The 16695-nt window shown below is 64.5% G+C and carries 18 protein-coding genes and 1 pseudogene; 11 read left to right on the top strand and 8 right to left on the bottom strand.

Translation table 11 applies throughout. From position 1 onward, the window contains the following. Positions 1–73: 73 nt before the first annotated feature. The 3 genes and pseudogenes from XpopCFBP1817_RS07410 to XpopCFBP1817_RS07400 form a co-directional block, all read right to left on the bottom strand. A pseudogene (locus XpopCFBP1817_RS07410) lies at positions 74–574 on the bottom strand (TauD/TfdA dioxygenase family protein); the annotation flags it as partial. 248 nt (positions 575–822) lie between these two features. After that, the gene (locus tag XpopCFBP1817_RS07405; protein WP_128416630.1) at positions 823–3306 is read right to left on the bottom strand and encodes an ABC transporter permease; all 2484 of its coding nucleotides are present in this window, start codon (positions 3304–3306) and stop codon (positions 823–825) included. Beyond that, positions 3303–3920, bottom strand: coding sequence for an ABC transporter ATP-binding protein (locus tag XpopCFBP1817_RS07400; RefSeq protein ID WP_279627103.1), 618 nt, complete (start codon positions 3918–3920; stop codon positions 3303–3305). Before XpopCFBP1817_RS07400 ends, XpopCFBP1817_RS07405 begins: the two co-directional genes overlap by 4 nt. Positions 3921–4011: 91 nt before the next feature. On the opposite strand from XpopCFBP1817_RS07400, the gene XpopCFBP1817_RS07395 reads away from it, so the two are divergent. From XpopCFBP1817_RS07395 to XpopCFBP1817_RS07385, 3 genes are all read left to right on the top strand, one after another. Beyond that, complete coding sequence (locus tag XpopCFBP1817_RS07395; protein ID WP_208619570.1) at positions 4012–4680, top strand: arylesterase; 669 nt, start codon at positions 4012–4014, stop codon at positions 4678–4680. Between the two features lie 91 nt (positions 4681–4771). After that, positions 4772–5485 (top strand): response regulator transcription factor, encoded by a 714-nt coding sequence (locus XpopCFBP1817_RS07390; RefSeq protein WP_002811889.1) that lies wholly within the window; start codon positions 4772–4774, stop codon positions 5483–5485. Between the two features lie 142 nt (positions 5486–5627). Next, positions 5628–6896: a sensor histidine kinase gene (locus tag XpopCFBP1817_RS07385; protein ID WP_128416627.1), complete on the top strand. Its 1269-nt coding sequence runs from the start codon at positions 5628–5630 to the stop codon at positions 6894–6896. A gap of 31 nt (positions 6897–6927) precedes the next feature. On the opposite strand, the gene XpopCFBP1817_RS07380 is transcribed toward XpopCFBP1817_RS07385, so the two are convergent. After that, positions 6928–7629, bottom strand: a complete 702-nt coding sequence (locus XpopCFBP1817_RS07380; RefSeq protein WP_128416626.1) for an SGNH/GDSL hydrolase family protein — start codon at positions 7627–7629, stop codon at positions 6928–6930. A 319-nt stretch (positions 7630–7948) separates the two neighbouring features. On the opposite strand from XpopCFBP1817_RS07380, the gene XpopCFBP1817_RS07375 reads away from it, so the two are divergent. The 8 genes from XpopCFBP1817_RS07375 (at position 7949) to XpopCFBP1817_RS07340 (ending at position 13301) form a co-directional block, all read left to right on the top strand. Then, on the top strand, positions 7949–8329 hold the full coding sequence (locus XpopCFBP1817_RS07375) for a diacylglycerol kinase (RefSeq protein ID WP_128416625.1): 381 nt from the start codon (positions 7949–7951) through the stop codon (positions 8327–8329). 264 nt (positions 8330–8593) lie between these two features. After that, entirely contained in the window at positions 8594–9223 is a 630-nt protein-coding gene (locus tag XpopCFBP1817_RS07370; protein ID WP_128416624.1) for a LemA family protein, read from the top strand. A gap of 106 nt (positions 9224–9329) precedes the next feature. Continuing rightward, positions 9330–10229, top strand: coding sequence for a TPM domain-containing protein (locus tag XpopCFBP1817_RS07365; protein ID WP_128416623.1), 900 nt, complete (start codon positions 9330–9332; stop codon positions 10227–10229). Beyond that, positions 10229–10720, top strand: coding sequence for a TPM domain-containing protein (locus tag XpopCFBP1817_RS07360; protein ID WP_128416622.1), 492 nt, complete (start codon positions 10229–10231; stop codon positions 10718–10720). The genes XpopCFBP1817_RS07365 and XpopCFBP1817_RS07360 overlap by 1 nt, the downstream gene beginning before the upstream one ends. 54 nt (positions 10721–10774) lie before the next feature. Further along, positions 10775–11665, top strand: a complete 891-nt coding sequence (lgt, locus tag XpopCFBP1817_RS07355; protein WP_128416621.1) for a prolipoprotein diacylglyceryl transferase — start codon at positions 10775–10777, stop codon at positions 11663–11665. Beyond that, entirely contained in the window at positions 11662–12456 is a 795-nt protein-coding gene (locus XpopCFBP1817_RS07350; RefSeq protein ID WP_128416620.1) for a thymidylate synthase, read from the top strand. The genes lgt and XpopCFBP1817_RS07350 overlap by 4 nt, the downstream gene beginning before the upstream one ends. Positions 12457–12522: 66 nt before the next feature. After that, on the top strand, positions 12523–12810 hold the full coding sequence (locus XpopCFBP1817_RS07345) for a hypothetical protein (RefSeq protein ID WP_128416619.1): 288 nt from the start codon (positions 12523–12525) through the stop codon (positions 12808–12810). Next, positions 12807–13301 (top strand): dihydrofolate reductase, encoded by a 495-nt coding sequence (locus tag XpopCFBP1817_RS07340; protein ID WP_128416618.1) that lies wholly within the window; start codon positions 12807–12809, stop codon positions 13299–13301. Before XpopCFBP1817_RS07345 ends, XpopCFBP1817_RS07340 begins: the two co-directional genes overlap by 4 nt. A gap of 127 nt (positions 13302–13428) precedes the next feature. Here XpopCFBP1817_RS07340 and XpopCFBP1817_RS07335 read toward each other — a convergent pair whose 3' ends face one another. The 4 genes from XpopCFBP1817_RS07335 to pdxA form a co-directional block, all read right to left on the bottom strand. Continuing rightward, positions 13429–14382, bottom strand: coding sequence for a symmetrical bis(5'-nucleosyl)-tetraphosphatase (locus XpopCFBP1817_RS07335; protein WP_128416617.1), 954 nt, complete (start codon positions 14380–14382; stop codon positions 13429–13431). Between the two features lie 28 nt (positions 14383–14410). Next, positions 14411–14794, bottom strand: coding sequence for a Co2+/Mg2+ efflux protein ApaG (gene apaG / locus XpopCFBP1817_RS07330; protein ID WP_128416616.1), 384 nt, complete (start codon positions 14792–14794; stop codon positions 14411–14413). Positions 14795–14830: 36 nt separating this feature from the next. Then, the gene (rsmA, locus tag XpopCFBP1817_RS07325; protein ID WP_128416615.1) at positions 14831–15619 is read right to left on the bottom strand and encodes a 16S rRNA (adenine(1518)-N(6)/adenine(1519)-N(6))-dimethyltransferase RsmA; all 789 of its coding nucleotides are present in this window, start codon (positions 15617–15619) and stop codon (positions 14831–14833) included. Between the two features lie 105 nt (positions 15620–15724). After that, positions 15725–16693 (bottom strand): 4-hydroxythreonine-4-phosphate dehydrogenase PdxA, encoded by a 969-nt coding sequence (gene pdxA / locus XpopCFBP1817_RS07320; RefSeq protein WP_128416614.1) that lies wholly within the window; start codon positions 16691–16693, stop codon positions 15725–15727. Positions 16694–16695 lie beyond the last annotated feature (2 nt).

Raw genomic sequence — 16695 nt, 5'->3', positions numbered from 1 at the left:
GCGATTACGCACACTGCCCGAACACGTCTACAACCAGATGGTCATGGGCTGAAAAACGTGGGGATACCTCAGGGTCGGGGAGTGTTTGCCAGGCCAGATGCTGATTGGTAAACAAGGTATCGCCACCTTCGCTTGGCAGTTCCTGGGCATGCAGCAACGAGCCAAGGCTGGGGGTTTGCTTTTACGACAGGTCCGAGTGCCAATAATGCCCGGCATCGCCCAGACCGATCGGCTCACCGTTCTCCTTGATGTTGGAGACCACCAGCACTTCGGGGTAGCCACGCAGCTGGAAGTTACGCAGCACGTGGATCTGCAGCGGGCCGAAGCGACGGCTGAAAGCGAGCTGCTGCGCCGGGGTGATGCGTTGGTCGCGGAACACCAGTACGCGGTAGTCCAGATGCGCCTGATGGATGCGCGCAAAGGTATTCGCATCCAGCGGCTGCGCCAGGTCCAGACCGATGACTTCGGCGCCCGGCGGGGCATCGAACGGCACGAACCGCACGCCGCAGGCCTGCACGGTGGACGCAGCGGTGCGCGCTGTCTGTGCGCGCGGGGCGGAAGTGACGCTGGCCATGACGGTGGCACCTCGACGGCAACGAAGGCCGCCTTGGCCGGTGACCTGACACTCGACTGTAGGCAGTCGTGCCGACGCTGCGAACGTACGATTGGCACGGTGCTTATGCGTTGCCGGTATATGCAATCCGGTAAGCGGGCGCGCGTTGCTGCGCCGCCTGCTTCAGGCTCGACTGTCCGATGCCATGGAGCCACCATCAAACGCAGCGAGCGGCGCCTGGCAACAGCGCATTCGCGTAACGCCAGCGCTTACTCCGTACGCAACGCCAGCGCCGGCGGCGTTGACAGGATGCGCCGCGTACCCGACCAGCCCGCAAGCAAGCTCAGCCCCAGGCCGAAGGCCCCACCGATCAGCAGACGCGGCCAATCCGGCGTCAATGCGATCTCGAATGCTTTTTGCCCAACCACCGCGCCGATCACCGTCGCTGCCGTCACCGCCAGCGTCGCCGCCAGCAAGCCGAGCGCGCCGAATTCCACCAGCACCGCGCCACGCAGCTGCCCGCGTCGCGCGCCCAGCGTCCGCAGCACTGCGCTGTCGTAGCGCCGATCGCTTGCGGTGGCCTGCAAGGCCGCCAGCAGCACCAGCACGCCGGCCAGCAGGCTGAAGCCCATCACCAGTTGCACCGCCTGCGCCACCTGGTCGATCACCTCGCGCACGCGACCAAGGATGGCGTCGATATCCAGCACCGAGATGTTGGGATAGTCGCGGCTCAACGACGCCAGCTTGGGCGCATTGCCCGGTGGCAGGTGGAAGCTGGAAATCAGGTTGTACGGCGCATCGCCGACCGATCCCTGATTGAGCAGCAGGAAGAAGTTGACCCGGAACGAATCCCAATCGGCCTTGCGGATGCTGGTCACGGTGAAGCTGCGCTGCTGTTCGCCCAGCAACAAGGTGATGCGATCGCCGAGTTTGAGCTGATAACGCTGCGCCCAGCCTTCCTCCACCGAGGCTTCGGGCGCAGTGCTGTCGGTGGCCCAGAACTTGCCCTGCAGCAAGGTGTTGGCCGGGGGGAATGCATGCCGCCAGGAGAAATTGACCGGGCGGTTGTCGCCGTCGCCATCGTCGGCCGGATCGCGGTCGCCGCGCAGCGGTGGCTTGTCGTTGATCGCCACCAGGCGCCCGGTCGAAAACGGCTCCACTGCCGCATCGTTGACGCCCAACCCGCGCAGCGTCTGTAGCACCGGCTCGGTCTGTTCTGGCTGGATATTCATCAGGAAATAGTTGGGCGTATCCACCGGCAGGCGCTCGCGCCATTGCCCCAGCAGCCCAGGGCCGACCACCGCCAGCAGCAACAGCGCGCATAGCGACAACGACAGGCCGACCAACTGCACCACGCTCAGCCCACGTCGACGTGTCAGCGAGGCCAGGCCCAGCTTCCAGGCGCCACGCAGGCGATGCTGGATCGGCCGCAACAGCGTAAGCAGCCCGAGCCCCAGGGCCATCGCCACCAGCGCCAATGCGGCCAGGCCGCCCAGCACCCAACCGGCGAGCACCAGATTGCCGGTGGCATAGACGGTCAGCGCCAGCGTGGCCGCCAATGCAGCGGCATAGACCAGCAATGAGCTCGGCGGCACCACGGCAAAGCTGCGGTTGAGCACGCGCATCGGCGGCACGTTGCGCAGCCGCAGCAGCGGCGGCAGGCCGAAGCCCAGCAACAGCACCAACCCGATGCCTGCACCCGCCAGGGCAGGGGTGGCCTGCGGCAACGGCAACCTGTTCGGAATCAAACTTCCCAGCGCCTGCACCAGGCCTTCCTGCGCCAGCATGCCAAGCCCGATACCGATCAGGCAGGCCGGGATCGCGGTCAGCAACAATTGCAGCGACAGCATCGCCAGGATGTCGCGCTGGCGTGCGCCCAGGCAGCGCAACACCGCCACCGTGTCGATGCGGCGCATCGCAAACCGATTCGCTGCCAACGCAGTCGCCACGCCGGACAACAGCACTGCCAGCAACCCCGACAAGGCCAGGAAACGGCCGGCGCGATCGAACGCCGCGCGCATGCCGCGCTGGGTGTCTTCGATGCCGACCAGGCGGTATTCGCTGGCGCGTGGTTTCAACCAGGCGCGTAAGTCGGCGATGGCCTCCGGCGCACCGGAAAACATCAGCCGATACGAGGCGCGACTGCCTGGGCCAAGCAGTCCGGCGCCGTCGATATCGGCGCGATTGACCAATAACGGCGGCGACAGCTGCATCAGTTCACCAGAGGCATCCGGCTCGGCACGCAGCACGCCGGTGATGGTGAGATGGCCGGCGCCGAATTCCAGCTGATCGCCCACCCGCAGGCCCAGCGCTTCCAGCAGGCGCGGGTCGGCATAGGCCTGACCCGGCGGCGGTGCGCTGCCGGGCTTGCCTTCGGGGTCCGTACTGCCTCTGGAGACCAGCAACTGACCACGCAGCGGGTAGCCGGCACCAACGCCGCGGATGTTCGCCATCTGGCTGGCATCGCCATGAAACAGCACGCTGGGGAAGCTGACCATGCGCGTGCCCTGCAGGCCACGCCGCTGCGCTTCCTCGACGAAGTCGGTTGGAATCTCCTGCCGGCCGGTCACGCCCAGATCGCCACCGAGCACTTCGGCCGCGCTGGAGGTCAGCGCCAGGGTCACCCGATCGACCAGCGTGCCCACCGCGGTCATCACCGCCACGCCCAGCACCAGCGCGGCGAACACGGTCAGTAGATCGCCGGCCAGAAACTCGCGGCGTACCGCGCGCGCGGCTTGTCGCAGCACGTTCATGCGGCTGGACCGGTCTGTGCGTGCAGGCGGCCGCTGTCGATGCGGTAGATGTGGTTGCAGCGCTGCGCCAGTGTCATGTCGTGGGTGACCAGCACCAAGGTGGTGTCGCTGTTGGCGTTGAGCGCGAACAACAGATCGCTGATTTGCGCACCGGTGTTCTGATCGAGGCTGCCCGTGGGCTCGTCGGCGAACAGGATGCGCGGCCTGGCCACGAATGCGCGTGCCAGGGCTACGCGTTGCTGCTCGCCGCCGGACAGCTGGCGCGGGTAGTGGCGCGCACGCGCGCTCAGGCCGACCGCCTCCAGCACCTCGCGCACCCGCTCCGGATCTTCGCGCCCGGCCAGTTCCAGCGGCAACGCGATGTTTTCTTCGGCGGTGAGCGCCGGCAGCAGATGGAAACTTTGGAACACGAAGCCGACTTCGCGTGCGCGCAAGGCCGCGCGTGCCTCCTCGTCGAGCTGGCCCAGATCCTGGCCGGACAGCGCGATGCTGCCACGGCTGGGCAGATCCAGCCCGGCAAGCAGGCCCAGCAGGGTGGTCTTACCCGAACCGGACGCGCCGACGATGGCGATACTGTCGCCTTCACTGACCGTCAAGCTGACGTTGTCGAGGATGTGCAGCGTTCCCTCCGGTCCACTGACGGACTTGCCGACCTCGCGGACGTGGATGGCGGTGCGGGTGCCAGAGCGGGCTGCCAGACTGTCGATGAGGAATCTCCGAATGCGTGAAAGAACACTGCGATATGGCGCGCTGGCCCTGTGGTTGCTGACACTTTCCCTGCTTGCGCCGGGAATTGCCTCTGCCAAACGTCCGGCTACCACCGCACCGATCCTGGTGGTCGGCGACAGCTTGAGCGCTGCGCACAACATCCCGGTGCAGTCCGGCTGGGTCACTTTGTTGGGCCAACGCCTGCAGCGTGACATGGCGACGCCACCGGCGGTCGTCAATGCCAGCATCAGCGGAGAAACCACGTCTGGTGCGTTGACGCGGCTACCTGGTTTGCTGCAAAAGCACCGCCCCGGCGTCGTTGTGATCGAACTCGGCGGCAATGATGCGCTGCGCGGCCTCACCCCGGCCCAGCTCAAGGGCAATCTGGAAAAGATGATCCAGCTCAGCCAGCAAGCTGGCGCAAAGGTCCTGCTGCTGGGCATCGATGTGCCGCCGAATTACGGCCCGGTCTATCGCGAGCGGTTGAAGGCGACCTATACCGACCTGTCCAGGCATTACAAGACTGCGCTGGTGCCGTTCTTCCTGGGAAAAGTCGCCCGGCAGCCGGGGCTGATGCAGGCCGATGGTTTGCACCCCACCGCCGCGGCCCAGCCCCAGGTGCTGGAAACGGTGTGGCCGACGCTGCGTTCGCTGCTCGGTCGCTAAGCGCTGACTCTGACAAAACGTTATTTGTTCTTCACACCCTTTCCACCATCGATCCGGCATGTTTCACAAAGCTGAAGACCGAGGAAAGTCTATGCGTCAGACCAAGGAAACGTCCGGCCTCGTGCTGGTCGTCGAAGACAATCGCAATATCTCCGAGATGATCGGCGAGTACCTGGAGGGCCGTGGCTTCGAGGTCGACTACGCGCAAGACGGACTCGACGGTTACCGTCTTGCCGCCGAGAACAGCTACGACGTGGTTGTGCTGGATCTCATGCTGCCGCGCCTGGACGGCATCGAAGTGTGCCGCCGCCTGCGTAACGACGCACGCAAGTCCACCCCGGTGCTGATGTTGACTGCCCGCGATACGCTGGACGACAAGCTCACCGGCCTGGGTTTCGGCGCCGACGATTACCTGACCAAGCCGTTCGCGATTCAGGAACTGGAAGCACGCCTGCGTGCGCTGATCCGTCGCGAGCGTCGCCAGGTGGGGTCGGAAGTGCTCAAGGTCGCCGACCTGGTGCTCGATCCGGTCAGCATGCGCGCCACCCGTGCCGGCACCGAGCTGCAGCTCTCGCCGATCGGCCTGCGTCTGCTCACCATCCTGATGCGCGAGTCGCCCCGTGTGGTCACCCGCCAGGAAATCGAGCGCGAGATTTGGGGCAATGGGTTGCCGGATTCGGACACCCTGCGTAGCCATCTATACAACTTGCGCAAGATCATCGACAAGCCGTTCGATCGCCCGCTGCTGCACACCGTGCAGAGTGCCGGCTATCGCATCGCCGACATCGCCCAACCGATGGCCTGATGTCACTGGCCGGTCGCCGTCTGGCGGCCGGCTTTTCCTGTAGGCGCTCACGCGCCGCTCGCTTCCGCGTGCTTCCGGCTGGCTGCACGACGGGCTCACGGAAGCGTTGCCTATAATCAGGCGCTCTCTCCTGGATGCCGCAATGCCGCACGGGCTCCCACGAAAAATACGTCTCGCCTTTTTGTTGCAGGTCGCACTGGCGAGTCTGGCGATCGTCCTTGGCGGCTATCTGATCTCCTTCGTGATCAAGTACAGCCTGGTGCGCACTGTGCTTGCCGACGAGGCGGTGCATTTCTGGCGCTTGCACAACAGTGCGCCGAACCACCCACCGCCGAATACACGCAATATCCAGGGCTATTTCTCGCCTACCGGCAAGGTCGGTGACAGCGCACCGCCTGTGTTGCAACGGTTGCCGCAGGGCTTCAGCGAAGTGGCCGCTGCCGACGCGCTGGTGTATGTCGACCAACGTCCGGAAGGACGCCTGTATCTGGTGTTTTCGCGCTCGCGTGCAGCCCATTTGACGTTGTGGTTCGGCGTGGTGCCGGTGATCGTGGTATTGCTGGCGATCTACGGCGTGTTCTGGTTTACCTATCGCGTTGCCAATCGCCTGGTGTCGCCGATCAGCTGGCTCGCGCGGCGTGTCTCGCAGTGGGACCCGCGCAATCCCGATGTGGACGAATTGGCACCAGAGCGATTGCCCGCAGAATTGCAAGGCGACACGCGGCAACTGGCTGCGGCCTTGCATGCGCTTGCGCAGCGGGTCAGCGACCATGTCGCACGCGAACGCAACTTCACCCGCGATGCCAGTCATGAGCTGCGCACGCCACTGACGGTGATCCGCGTGGCCAGCGACATGGCCTTGGCCGACAACGAATTGTCGCCGCGCACGCAACGTAGCCTGCGCCGTATCCAGCGCGCCGGCCGCGATATGGAAGCGGTGATCGATGCGTTCCTGATCCTGGCGCGCGAAGCGGAGATCGACCCGCAAAGCGAAACCTTCGATGCCGCCGAACTGGCCGGCGAAGAGGTCGAGAGCGCACGCGAACTACTAGGCGACAAGCCGGTGTCGCTGCAGATGGTCGGCGACCGCAGCCTGCAGATGTTCGCCCCGCCACGCGTCATGCGCGTGGTCCTTAGCAATTTGCTACGCAATGCCTGCGCCTACACCGACACCGGCAGTATCGAAGTCGAGGTGACTCAGGACCGCATCATCGTGCGCGATACCGGCATCGGCATGAGCGAAGATGCGCGCGCGCGCGCGTTCGAACCGTTCTTCCGCGCCGACCCCACACGCCCGCAAGGAACCGGCCTGGGCCTGTCGATCGTACGCCGGCTCTGCGACCGCTTCGGCTGGCAAATCGAATTGCACAGCGAAGCTGATGTGGGTACGTCGGTGGCGGTGGTGGCTTGAGGGCGTGTTCTGCTGATCGATCGGCCCGGTCTTAGTTCTGCTCCAACACCGGCGCAACGGCCTTGCGCCAGATCGCGTAACCGCCGTCGGTCATGTGCAGCATGTCCTCGCGAAACAGCTCGGCGCGCGGCTTGCCGCTGGCATCCAGCATTGGCGTGTAGACGTCCACGTAGTGCACGCGCGGCAGCGGTGCGAGTGCGTCTTTTATCAGGCGATTGGCAGTGGTAATTGCCGGCAGCAAATGCGCGCGGGACGGGCTGGGCTTGATCGATAGATAGCTGATGCGCGCCCTCGGCAGATCGCGGCGAATGCGCGTTACGAACGCAAGCACATCGTCGCGCACCTGCTCCGGCGTACGGCCGCTGTTGAGATCGTTGTCGCCGGCATACAGCACGACCTGGCGCGGCGCGTATGGGATCACGATGCGGTCCGCATACCAGGTGCTGTCGCGCACTTCCGAGCCGCCGAAGCCGCGATTGATCACCGGCTTGCCGGGAAAATCTTGCGCCAAGGTGTCCCAGAGGCGGATCGACGAAATACCCACGAACACGATGCCGTGCTTGGGAGGAGGCTGCTGCGCGTCGCTGTCGGCGAAGCGCTGCATGTCGTTTTCCCATGCAGCATTGGATACCTGTGCCGGTACTTGCGGCGCGGTGTGGGGGGAGGCGGCGTGGACGTGGCCGGACAACAACGCAAGGGTGCACAGCAGTGTGCGCAAGGGATATTTGCTCATGCCAAAGAACCTGCAACAGTGAAGCGAGGCATCATGGTGCGGCACACTGGAAGCTGAGGGCAAACCCTGTTTGCTTCCAGCGAGCGGCACCGCTTTGCTCGCAGATCGCGTCGCCGGGCCTGACCCGACCATGCGGCAGAGAGTGCGCCATGCGGCACATCTGACCGCCTTGCAGACCCAACGCCACCTGTTCGGACGAGTGGGCACGTCCTGGCGGCGCGCGGCGGCACGGTGCAAAATTCGCGTTTTCCTGAGCTGCGACCACACCATGCGTTCGATCCTCCCCCTGACATGCCCTTGCGGCCGGAAGCGCTGACGCATGGCCGATCAACTGGGGCACGTGCCGCGCGGCCCGCGCCGCATGCTCAAGGCGGCGATCTGGTCGTGGCAGGGATTGCGTGCGGCATGGCTGCATGAATCCTCTTTTCGGCTCGAGGTGTGCCTGGCGGTGGTGCTGGCGCCGCTGGGGCTGTGGCTCGGTCAGTCCGGTCTGGAACGCATCGCGTTGATTGCGCCGTTGCTGATCGTGCTGGCAGCCGAATTATTGAATTCGGCGATCGAGGCAGTGATCGAACGCTACGGCCCGGAACACCACGTTCTGGCTGGTCGCGCCAAAGATATGGGGTCGGCGGCGGTGTTTTTGCTGCTGATCAATGTGGTGCTGTGCTGGGGGCTGATTCTGCTGCCGCGGGTGTTCTGAGCGCTGTCGTTGTGCGCACGCTTAGCGGTCAGGCCCTTTTTATAGGCGATTGCTCAGCGAAAGCGTGAAGACGTTCGTGGCGATGCGAGGTCCTAGAATGCGCCAGCGGAAGAGTCCGGCCGCCGCATAGCGCGCAGTGACGCCTTCTAGCCATTGTCAGCCTCGATCGCGCGTAGCGGAATAACCTGGCAGGCGGGCACATGTGCATGCCGATTTGACTTGCCACATGGCATGCTGCCGCTCTCTATCAATGGAGTCGTCTGCATGCCTGCCCTGATTCGTGCTCTGGTGTTGCTGCTGCTGACCGTCTCGCTGTCCGGTTGCGGCTACAACGCGATCCAGCAGAAGGAAGAAGGGGTCAAGGCAGGTTGGTCGGAAGTGCTGAATCAATATCAGCGCCGCGCCGATCTGATTCCCAATCTGGTGCGCACCGTGCAGGGCTACGCCCAGCAGGAACGCCAGGTGCTGACCGAGGTGACCAATGCGCGCTCTCGTGTCGGGCAGATTCAGGTCAATGCAGACGACGAAGCATCGCTGAAAAATTTCCAGCAAGCGCAGGGCGAACTCGGCAGCGCGCTGTCGCGCTTGCTGGTGGTCAGCGAAAATTATCCGCAGCTGAAATCCGACCAGTCATTCCGCGATCTGCAGGTACAACTGGAAGGTACCGAAAACCGCATCACGGTGGCGCGCGGTCGTTATATCCAGACGGTGCAGGAGTACAACACCTATATCCGTTCGTTCCCGCAGGTGATCACCGCCAAGATCTTCGGGTATCAGCCCAAGCCGAATTTCAGCGTGGAAAACGAAGCGCAGATCTCGCGTGCGCCGCAAGTGGATTTCGGCAATCAGCAGGCGCCGCAGCAGCCTGCACCGCAGCCGCAGCCTGCGCAGTAAGTGAAGGCAATCTGCGCGGTATCAAACTCCGCCCCTGCGGGGCACCTTCTCCCGGTGGGAGAAGGAAACGGATGAATTTCACTGCTCATCAGGTAGGAGTTAGGTAATGCGGCAAACGCACAGTTGGGTGTTGTGGATGATGGCGCTCCTCCTGCTGCCGGCTTCGCTCTTGGCACAGGATGTTGCAGCCATTCCGCCGCTGCGCTCGCCGGTGGTCGATGTTACCGGGACACTGGATGCCGCCCAGATCCAGCAACTCGAGCAGCAGGCACTCGCCTTGCAGCAGCGCAAGGGCGCGCAGTTGCAGATCCTGATCGTGCCGACCACGCAGCCGGAGGCGATCGAGCAATACACCCAGCGCGTGTTCGACCAGTGGAAGATCGGCCGCAAGGGCGTGGACGACGGTGTGCTGCTGCTGGTGGCCAAGGACGACCGGCGCGTGCGCATCCAGCCCGGTTACGGCCTGGAAGGCGCGATCCCCGACATCACGGCCAACCGCATCATCCAGGAGTATCTGGCACCGCGCTTGCGTGAGGGCGACTACGCGGGCGGCATCAGCGCTGCGACCGCGACGTTGGCCGGTCTGATCGAAGGCGAGGCCTTGCCGGCGCCGGTCAGCGGGCATGCCGATGGCGGCTTGGGCAACCACGGCGCAGGCGGTGGCGGCGGCTGGATCATGGCGTTGTTCATCGGTTTTGTTGTGGCGATGGTGGCGCGCGGCATTCTCGGCGCGTTGCCGCGGCCGCTGCGTGCGTTGCTGACCGGTGTTGCCGCAGGAGGCGTAGCGTTGCTGTTCACTTCATTGTTGTTTGCCAGCGTGGGCGCGGCAGTCATCGGATTGCTGGCGGGTCTGGCATCCGGTTCACCGGGGCGCTTTGTCGGTGGCGGTGGTTGGGGCGGCGGCGGGTTTGGTGGATTTGGGGGCGGTGGCCGTGGCGGTTTCGGCGGTGGCTGGGGGGGTGGTGGCGGATCATCGGGAGGCGGTGGCGCCTCGGGGAGCTGGTAATGCGCATGCTCAGGCATCTCTTCGCGCCCTCGGCGCAGCGCAGTTTCCCGGCCAGCTGCATGGACGTAATTGCGGCAGCAGTGGCCACCAGCGAGCGGACCCATACCGGCCAGATCATGGTGGCGGTGGAAGCCGACCTTGCGCTGGACGCGCTATGGCGTGGGCACACCGCGCGCCAGCGTGCCGAACAGGCCTTCGCGCAATTGCGCACCTGGGACACCGATGCCAATAACGGGGTGCTGATCTATCTGCTGCTGGCCGACCACGCCATCGAAGTGGTCGCCGACCGCGGCCTGCGCCGCCAGGTGCCGGATGCGCGCTGGGCGGAGGTCTGCCGACGCATGCAGGAATTTCTGCGCGATGGCGAGCATGAGGCGGCGGTGCTGGCCGGGATCGAGGCGGTGACCGAGCTGTTGACCGAGCATTTCCCGGCCGCTGCGAACGCGCAGCATGAAGACGAGCTGCCCGATCGTCCCCAGCTCTTAGGCTGAGCGCGTGCGAAGTGGCAGAATAGCCGCCTCGCTTTTTCGTGATCCGCGGTCCGCATGATCTATCTGCACGCCATCGACCCAATCGCTTTCTCGCTTGGCCCGGTGCAGGTGCACTGGTACGGGTTGATGTATCTGGCCGCGTTCTTCTCTGCCTGGGCGCTGGGCCGCTCGCGCATCCTGCGCGGCCGCCTGCCGGGGGTGGACATGGACGGATTTTCCGACCTGTTGTTCTACGGCATGCTCGGTGTGGTGCTGGGCGGGCGCATCGGCTACATGCTCTTCTATGCATTCGACAGTTGGCTGGCCAACCCGCTGATGCTGTTCAAGGTGTGGCAAGGCGGCATGAGCTTCCACGGCGGCCTGCTGGGGGTGTTGATCGCCTGCGGGCTGTGGGCGCGCAAGCATCGTCTGCACTTCTTCGACGTGATGGATTTCGTGGCGCCGCTGGTGCCGTTGGGTCTGGGCTTCGGGAGGCTCGGCAACTTCGTCGGCGGCGAGTTGTGGGGCAAGTTCACCCAGGCCGGCTGGGGCGTGATCTTCCCGCTTGCGCCGGAGCTGGCCGGCCAGTTGCCGGCACAACTCCAGGCGCAGTACGCCACCGGTGCGTTGAATCAGTTCGCACGCCATCCCTCGCAGCTGTATGAAGCCGCGCTCGAAGGCGTGGTGCTGTTCGTGGTGTTGTGGGCGTTCTCGCTGAAGCCGCGCGCGCGTTATGCGGTGTCGGGGATGTTTGCGCTGTTGTATGGCGTGTTCCGTTTCATCGTGGAATTTGTGCGCGTGCCGGATGCGCCGATCGGCTACCTGGCTTTCAACTGGCTGACGATGGGGCAGATTCTGAGCCTGCCGTTGATCATCGGCGGGCTGGTGTTATTGGCGATGTCGCGCCGCGCGCCGGTGTTGCAGCCGGTTGTGGTGGACAACGCCGTGGCGGGAGCGGCCAAGTGAAGCCGTATCTGGACCTGCTGCAGCATGTGCTGGAGCACGGCGCTGAGAAGTCCGATCGCACCGGCACCGGCACGCGCAGCGTGTTCGGCTGGCAGATGCGCTTCGACCTCAATGACGGCTTTCCGCTGGTTACCACCAAGAAGCTGCATCTGCGCTCGATCATCCACGAGCTGCTGTGGTTTGTGCAGGGCGACACCAACATCGGCTATCTCAAGGACAACCAGGTCCGCATCTGGGACGAGTGGGCCGATGCCGATGGCAATCTTGGCCCGGTCTATGGCAAGCAGTGGCGGCGCTGGACCGGCCCGGATGGCGTGGACATCGACCAGATGCAATGGCTGGTGGACGAGATCAAGCGCAACCCGGATTCGCGCCGGCTGGTGATCAGCGCCTGGAACGTGGGCGAGCTGCCGCAGATGGCGCTGATGCCGTGCCACAGCCTGTTCCAGTTCTATGTGGTGAACGGCAAGCTCAGCTGCCAGCTCTATCAGCGCAGCGGCGACATCTTTCTGGGCGTGCCGTTCAATATCGCCAGTTATGCATTGCTGACGCATATGGTGGCGCAGGCCACCGGCCTGGGCGTGGGCGATTTCGTGCACACCTTGGGCGATGCGCATCTGTATTCGAATCACTTCGATCAGGCACGCGAGCAGCTGACCCGCACACCCCGCGCGCTGCCGCGCTTGCGCTTGAATCCGGAGGTGACCGACCTGTTCGCGTTCGGCTTCGAGGACATCGCCATCGAGGGTTACGACCCGCATCCGGCAATCAAGGCACCGGTGGCGGTCTGATTAGCCAATCTCGATTATTGAGACGGAGGCATGGCACGCTGATCTTCACTTTAAAGAGGACGTGTCATGGCTAAGAATTCGATCAAAGCACGAGAAAAACTGGCTGACTCGCTGATGGCAATGCAGGCGAGTCTGTTCGTTAACCTTTCAAGTATTGTTCTCGTGGCGCCGATCGGCTTCTTCGGTCTGGTCATGTTCAAGGGCGAGCCTATTGATCTGAGGATATTGCTGGAGCCGCATGCTAAGAAAGCCATGCTTGTTGCTGTCGCCTTCTATGTTGCTTCATTGGGTGTTGGGATGATGGCGCGTGCATCCGCAGCCAAAATATATAACGAGTTATATCCGGACGCATGAAAATCACCCTCATCGTCGCCTTCGACCGCAACAACGCCATTGGCCGCGATAACGAGCTGCCGTGGAAGTTGCCGGACGATCTGAAGCGCTTCAAGGTGCTGACCTTGGGCAAGCCGATCCTGATGGGGCGCAAGACTGCGCAGTCGTTGGGGCGTGCCTTGCCGGGGCGATTGAATCTGGTGCTGACGCGTTCCGGGAAGGTGCCGTTCGCGGATATGCGGGCGGTGGGCTCGGTCGATGAGGCGATTGCGCAGGCCGAGGCGGCCGGTGTGCAGGAGCTGTGCGTGATCGGTGGCGGCGAGGTGTATCGCCTGACGATGCAGCGTGCGGATGCTCTGGCCGTCACCGAGGTCGCCACGATCGTGGAGCAGGCCGACACCCACTTTCCAACGATCGACCCGGCCGTGTGGGAAGCCGTGCAGCGCGAGCGGCACGCGGCCGATGCCCGTCATGCATTCGCGTTCGACTATGTGGACTATCGGCGGCGCTGAGGCTTGACTCGCGAGCGAGTGACTCGGTGCGGGTGAAGTTTGATCCGGAGGCACCTGCACGCCGAGATGCAGTCGCCGAGGCAATGCCTCGGCGTGCTCTAACCAGCATGCCGACAAGACCCGCTTCTCAGTCCGCGGCGGGAGCGGGCGGGGCGATGTTTGGGGGAGCGGTGGAGCCTGCGTTCGCGTTGTCGCCACCACTCCGCTGGCGTTGCCGACGGCGCGGCGGCCGGCTGCGCTGCACGGCAGGCGGCGGCTGCGTGATCGGAATTCCGGGCACCTGCACCACGCGCAGTTCGTCGGTATCCAGTTGCAAGGCGGTGAGCTTGCCGCCCCACACCGCGCCGGTATCGATGGCGTGCACGCCTTGCGTGATGGTCAGCCCGAGTGCGGACCAATGCCCGCAGACGATCTTCAGATCGCGCTCGACCCGCCCCGGCACCTCGAACCACGGGTACAACCCCTGCGCCTGCGTGCCGGGCGTGCCCTTGTCGTCGGTGGCGATGCGCCCGCGCGGGTTGCAGTAGCGCATGCGCGTGAGCAGGTTGATGATCGCGCGGATGCGGTCGTAACCGCTCAAGCCCGGCGACCAACCCGGCTGATCGCCGTACATGTTGCGCAGCAGTTTGCGATAGCCGCCGCCCTGCAGTTGCTGCTCGACCTCGCGCGCATGCTTCTCGGCCAGTTGCGTGGTCCACTTCGGTGCCAGCCCGGCATGGATCATCATCCAGCCCAACGCGCGGTCTACATGCGCCAGTTTCTGCATGCGCAGCCAGTCGAGCAGCACGTCGCGGTCTTCGGCCAGCACGATGCGCAGCAGATCCGGATTGACCTTGCGCTGTTCTTCTTCCGAACGCGCACCGATCGCCAGCAGCGACAGATCGTGATTGCCCAGCACTACCACACTGTGCGTGCGCAGCGAATGCACCAGCCGCAGCGTCTCCAGCGATTGACCGCCGCGGTTGACCAGATCGCCGCAGAACCACAGCGTGTCCTGCGCGGGATCGAAATTGATTTTTTCCAGCAACCGCTGGGTGATGTCGTAACACCCCTGTAGATCGCCAATTGCCCAGACGCTCATCGCATGCGCTCCCTCAGTGCAACATCCATCAGTGCAGCGTCCTGGGTACGCTCAGCACGAAGGCGGCGATCGGCGCGGTGAATTCGGTGCCATCGTCGGCCACCATGTCGTAGTGACCTCGCATCTGTCCCTGCTCGGTTTCCAGCAAGACGCCGGAGGTGTACTGGAAGGCTTCGCCCGGACGCAGCCACGGCTGCTCGCCGACCACGCCTTCGCCATCCACCTGCTCGGTGCGCCCGTTGGCGTCGGTGATCTGCCAATGGCGCGCGATCAGGCGCGCAGGCAGCGCGCCCGCGTTCTGGATGCGGATGCTGTAGGCGAAGGCAAAGCGGCCTTCTTCGGGGTTCGATTGATGAGCGAGGAAGCGGGGCGACACCTCGACCTCGACCCAATAGCGCGGATCATCTTGCATGGGGAAAGTCTAAGGAAAAGGATGTGGGAGCGGCGCTCAAGCCAGCTCAACATTGGCCAGACGGATGAAATCCGCGACCTCGAGTTGTTCCGCGCGTGCATTCGGGCGTACCTGCGCCGCCTCGAAATGCGCCGGTTCGCAGACCTCGGACAAGGCATTGCGCAAGGTCTTGCGACGCTGCCCGAAGCCGGCACGCACCACGTCGGCAAAGCGCCGGCGGTCCTTGATCAGCACAGTGGCCGTATCGCGCGGCACCAGCCGCACCACCGCTGAGTCCACCTTCGGTGGCGGCCGGAACGCACCCGGCGGCACCACGAACAATGCGGTCACTTCGCAGTACGCCTGCAACATCACGCTCAGCCGGCCATAGACCTTGCTGCCCGGGCCGGCAGCCATGCGGTCGACCACTTCTTTTTGCAGCATGAAGTGCATGTCGGCCACCGCGGCAGCATGGTCCAGCGCATGGAACAGGATCGGCGAGGAAATGTTGTAGGGCAGGTTGCCGACCAGCCGGATCGGCGTGCCATTGACCAGCGCGCTGAAATCCACGCTCAGCACATCGCGATGGATGATGCTCAGCGCGCCGATCGGTGCGCCGGCGTCGGTCAATGGCGCGATCAGGTCGCGGTCGAACTCGATGACGGTCAACGCGCCGTGCTTGCGCAGCAACGGGAAGGTGATCGCACCCTGGCCAGGGCCGATCTCGACCAGATGCTGGCCGGCGCGCGGGGCCACTGCCTGCACGATGCGGTCTATGTAATACCGGTCTGCAAGAAAGTGCTGGCCAAGCGATTTCTTGGCCGGAGCGCTGAAGGAATGATTCATGTGCGCAGTTTAACGGAGCCAGTGCATGCAAGCGGTGTCGTTTCTGACTGCCTGACCCATCCGGCGGATGATCGGCGTGCAAATGCGCATGCGATCAGGCATCGCTCAGCGGCGTGCGGCCAATCGCGCGCACAAGGCGGTCGCTGCCATCAGGCTGGACGGATCGGCAATTCCGCGCCCGGCCAGTTCCAGCGCGGTGCCGTGATCGACCGCGACGCGCGGGTAGGGCAGACCAAGGGTGATGTTCACCGCCTGCTCGAAGCCGCTGTACTTGAGCACCGGCAGGCCCTGGTCGTGATACATCGCCACCACCGCATCGAAACCGCCAAGCTTCTGCGGCAAAAACGCGGTGTCGGCCGGTAGCGGGCCGATCAGCTGCAGGCCTTCGCCGCGCAGTTGCTCAAGCACCGGGATGATGATGTCCAGTTCCTCGCGGCCCAGATGGCCGTCTTCACCGGCATGCGGATTCAGGCCGAGCACGGCAATGCGCGGGTGGTCCAGGCCAAAGTCACGCTGCAGTGCCGCTGCGGTGATGCGCAAGCAGCGCGCAATGCTGTCTGCCGTGATTGCATCGGCCACTGCGCGCAGCGGCAGATGCGTGGTCACCAGCGCAACCCGCACGATCGCGTTGGCCAGCATCATCACCACCGGGCAGCCAGCCTGCTCGGCCAGCAATTCGGTGGTGCCGGAGTAGGGAATGCCGCCCGCGTTGATCACCGCCTTGTGCACCGGGCCGGTGACGATTCCCTGCAACTTGCCGGACAGGCAGTCGCCGGCCGCGCCACGCAGGCCGGCGATGACTGCCGCCGCATTGGCAGGATCGGGTGTGCCGAAGCGGGTTGCCACCGCCTGGCGGATCGGATGCAGCGCCAGATCGCCGGCTGCACGCGCAGGCTGATCCGGGTCGAGCAAGCGCACAGACAAACACAGCGCCTTTGCGGCGCTGTGCAGGGTGCTGGGATCGGCGTATGCGATCAGGTGCGCATCGGAGCGCGGCCGTTGGGCGAGTCGGACACACAGTTCCGGCCCGATCCCGGCCGGCTCGCCTGGCACCAGCGCGAGCGACGGGAGCATCG

This window comes from Xanthomonas populi (assembly GCF_002940065.1).
In the GTDB taxonomy this organism is placed as follows: domain Bacteria; phylum Pseudomonadota; class Gammaproteobacteria; order Xanthomonadales; family Xanthomonadaceae; genus Xanthomonas; species Xanthomonas populi.
This window is presented reverse-complemented; position numbering and strand designations above follow the sequence as displayed.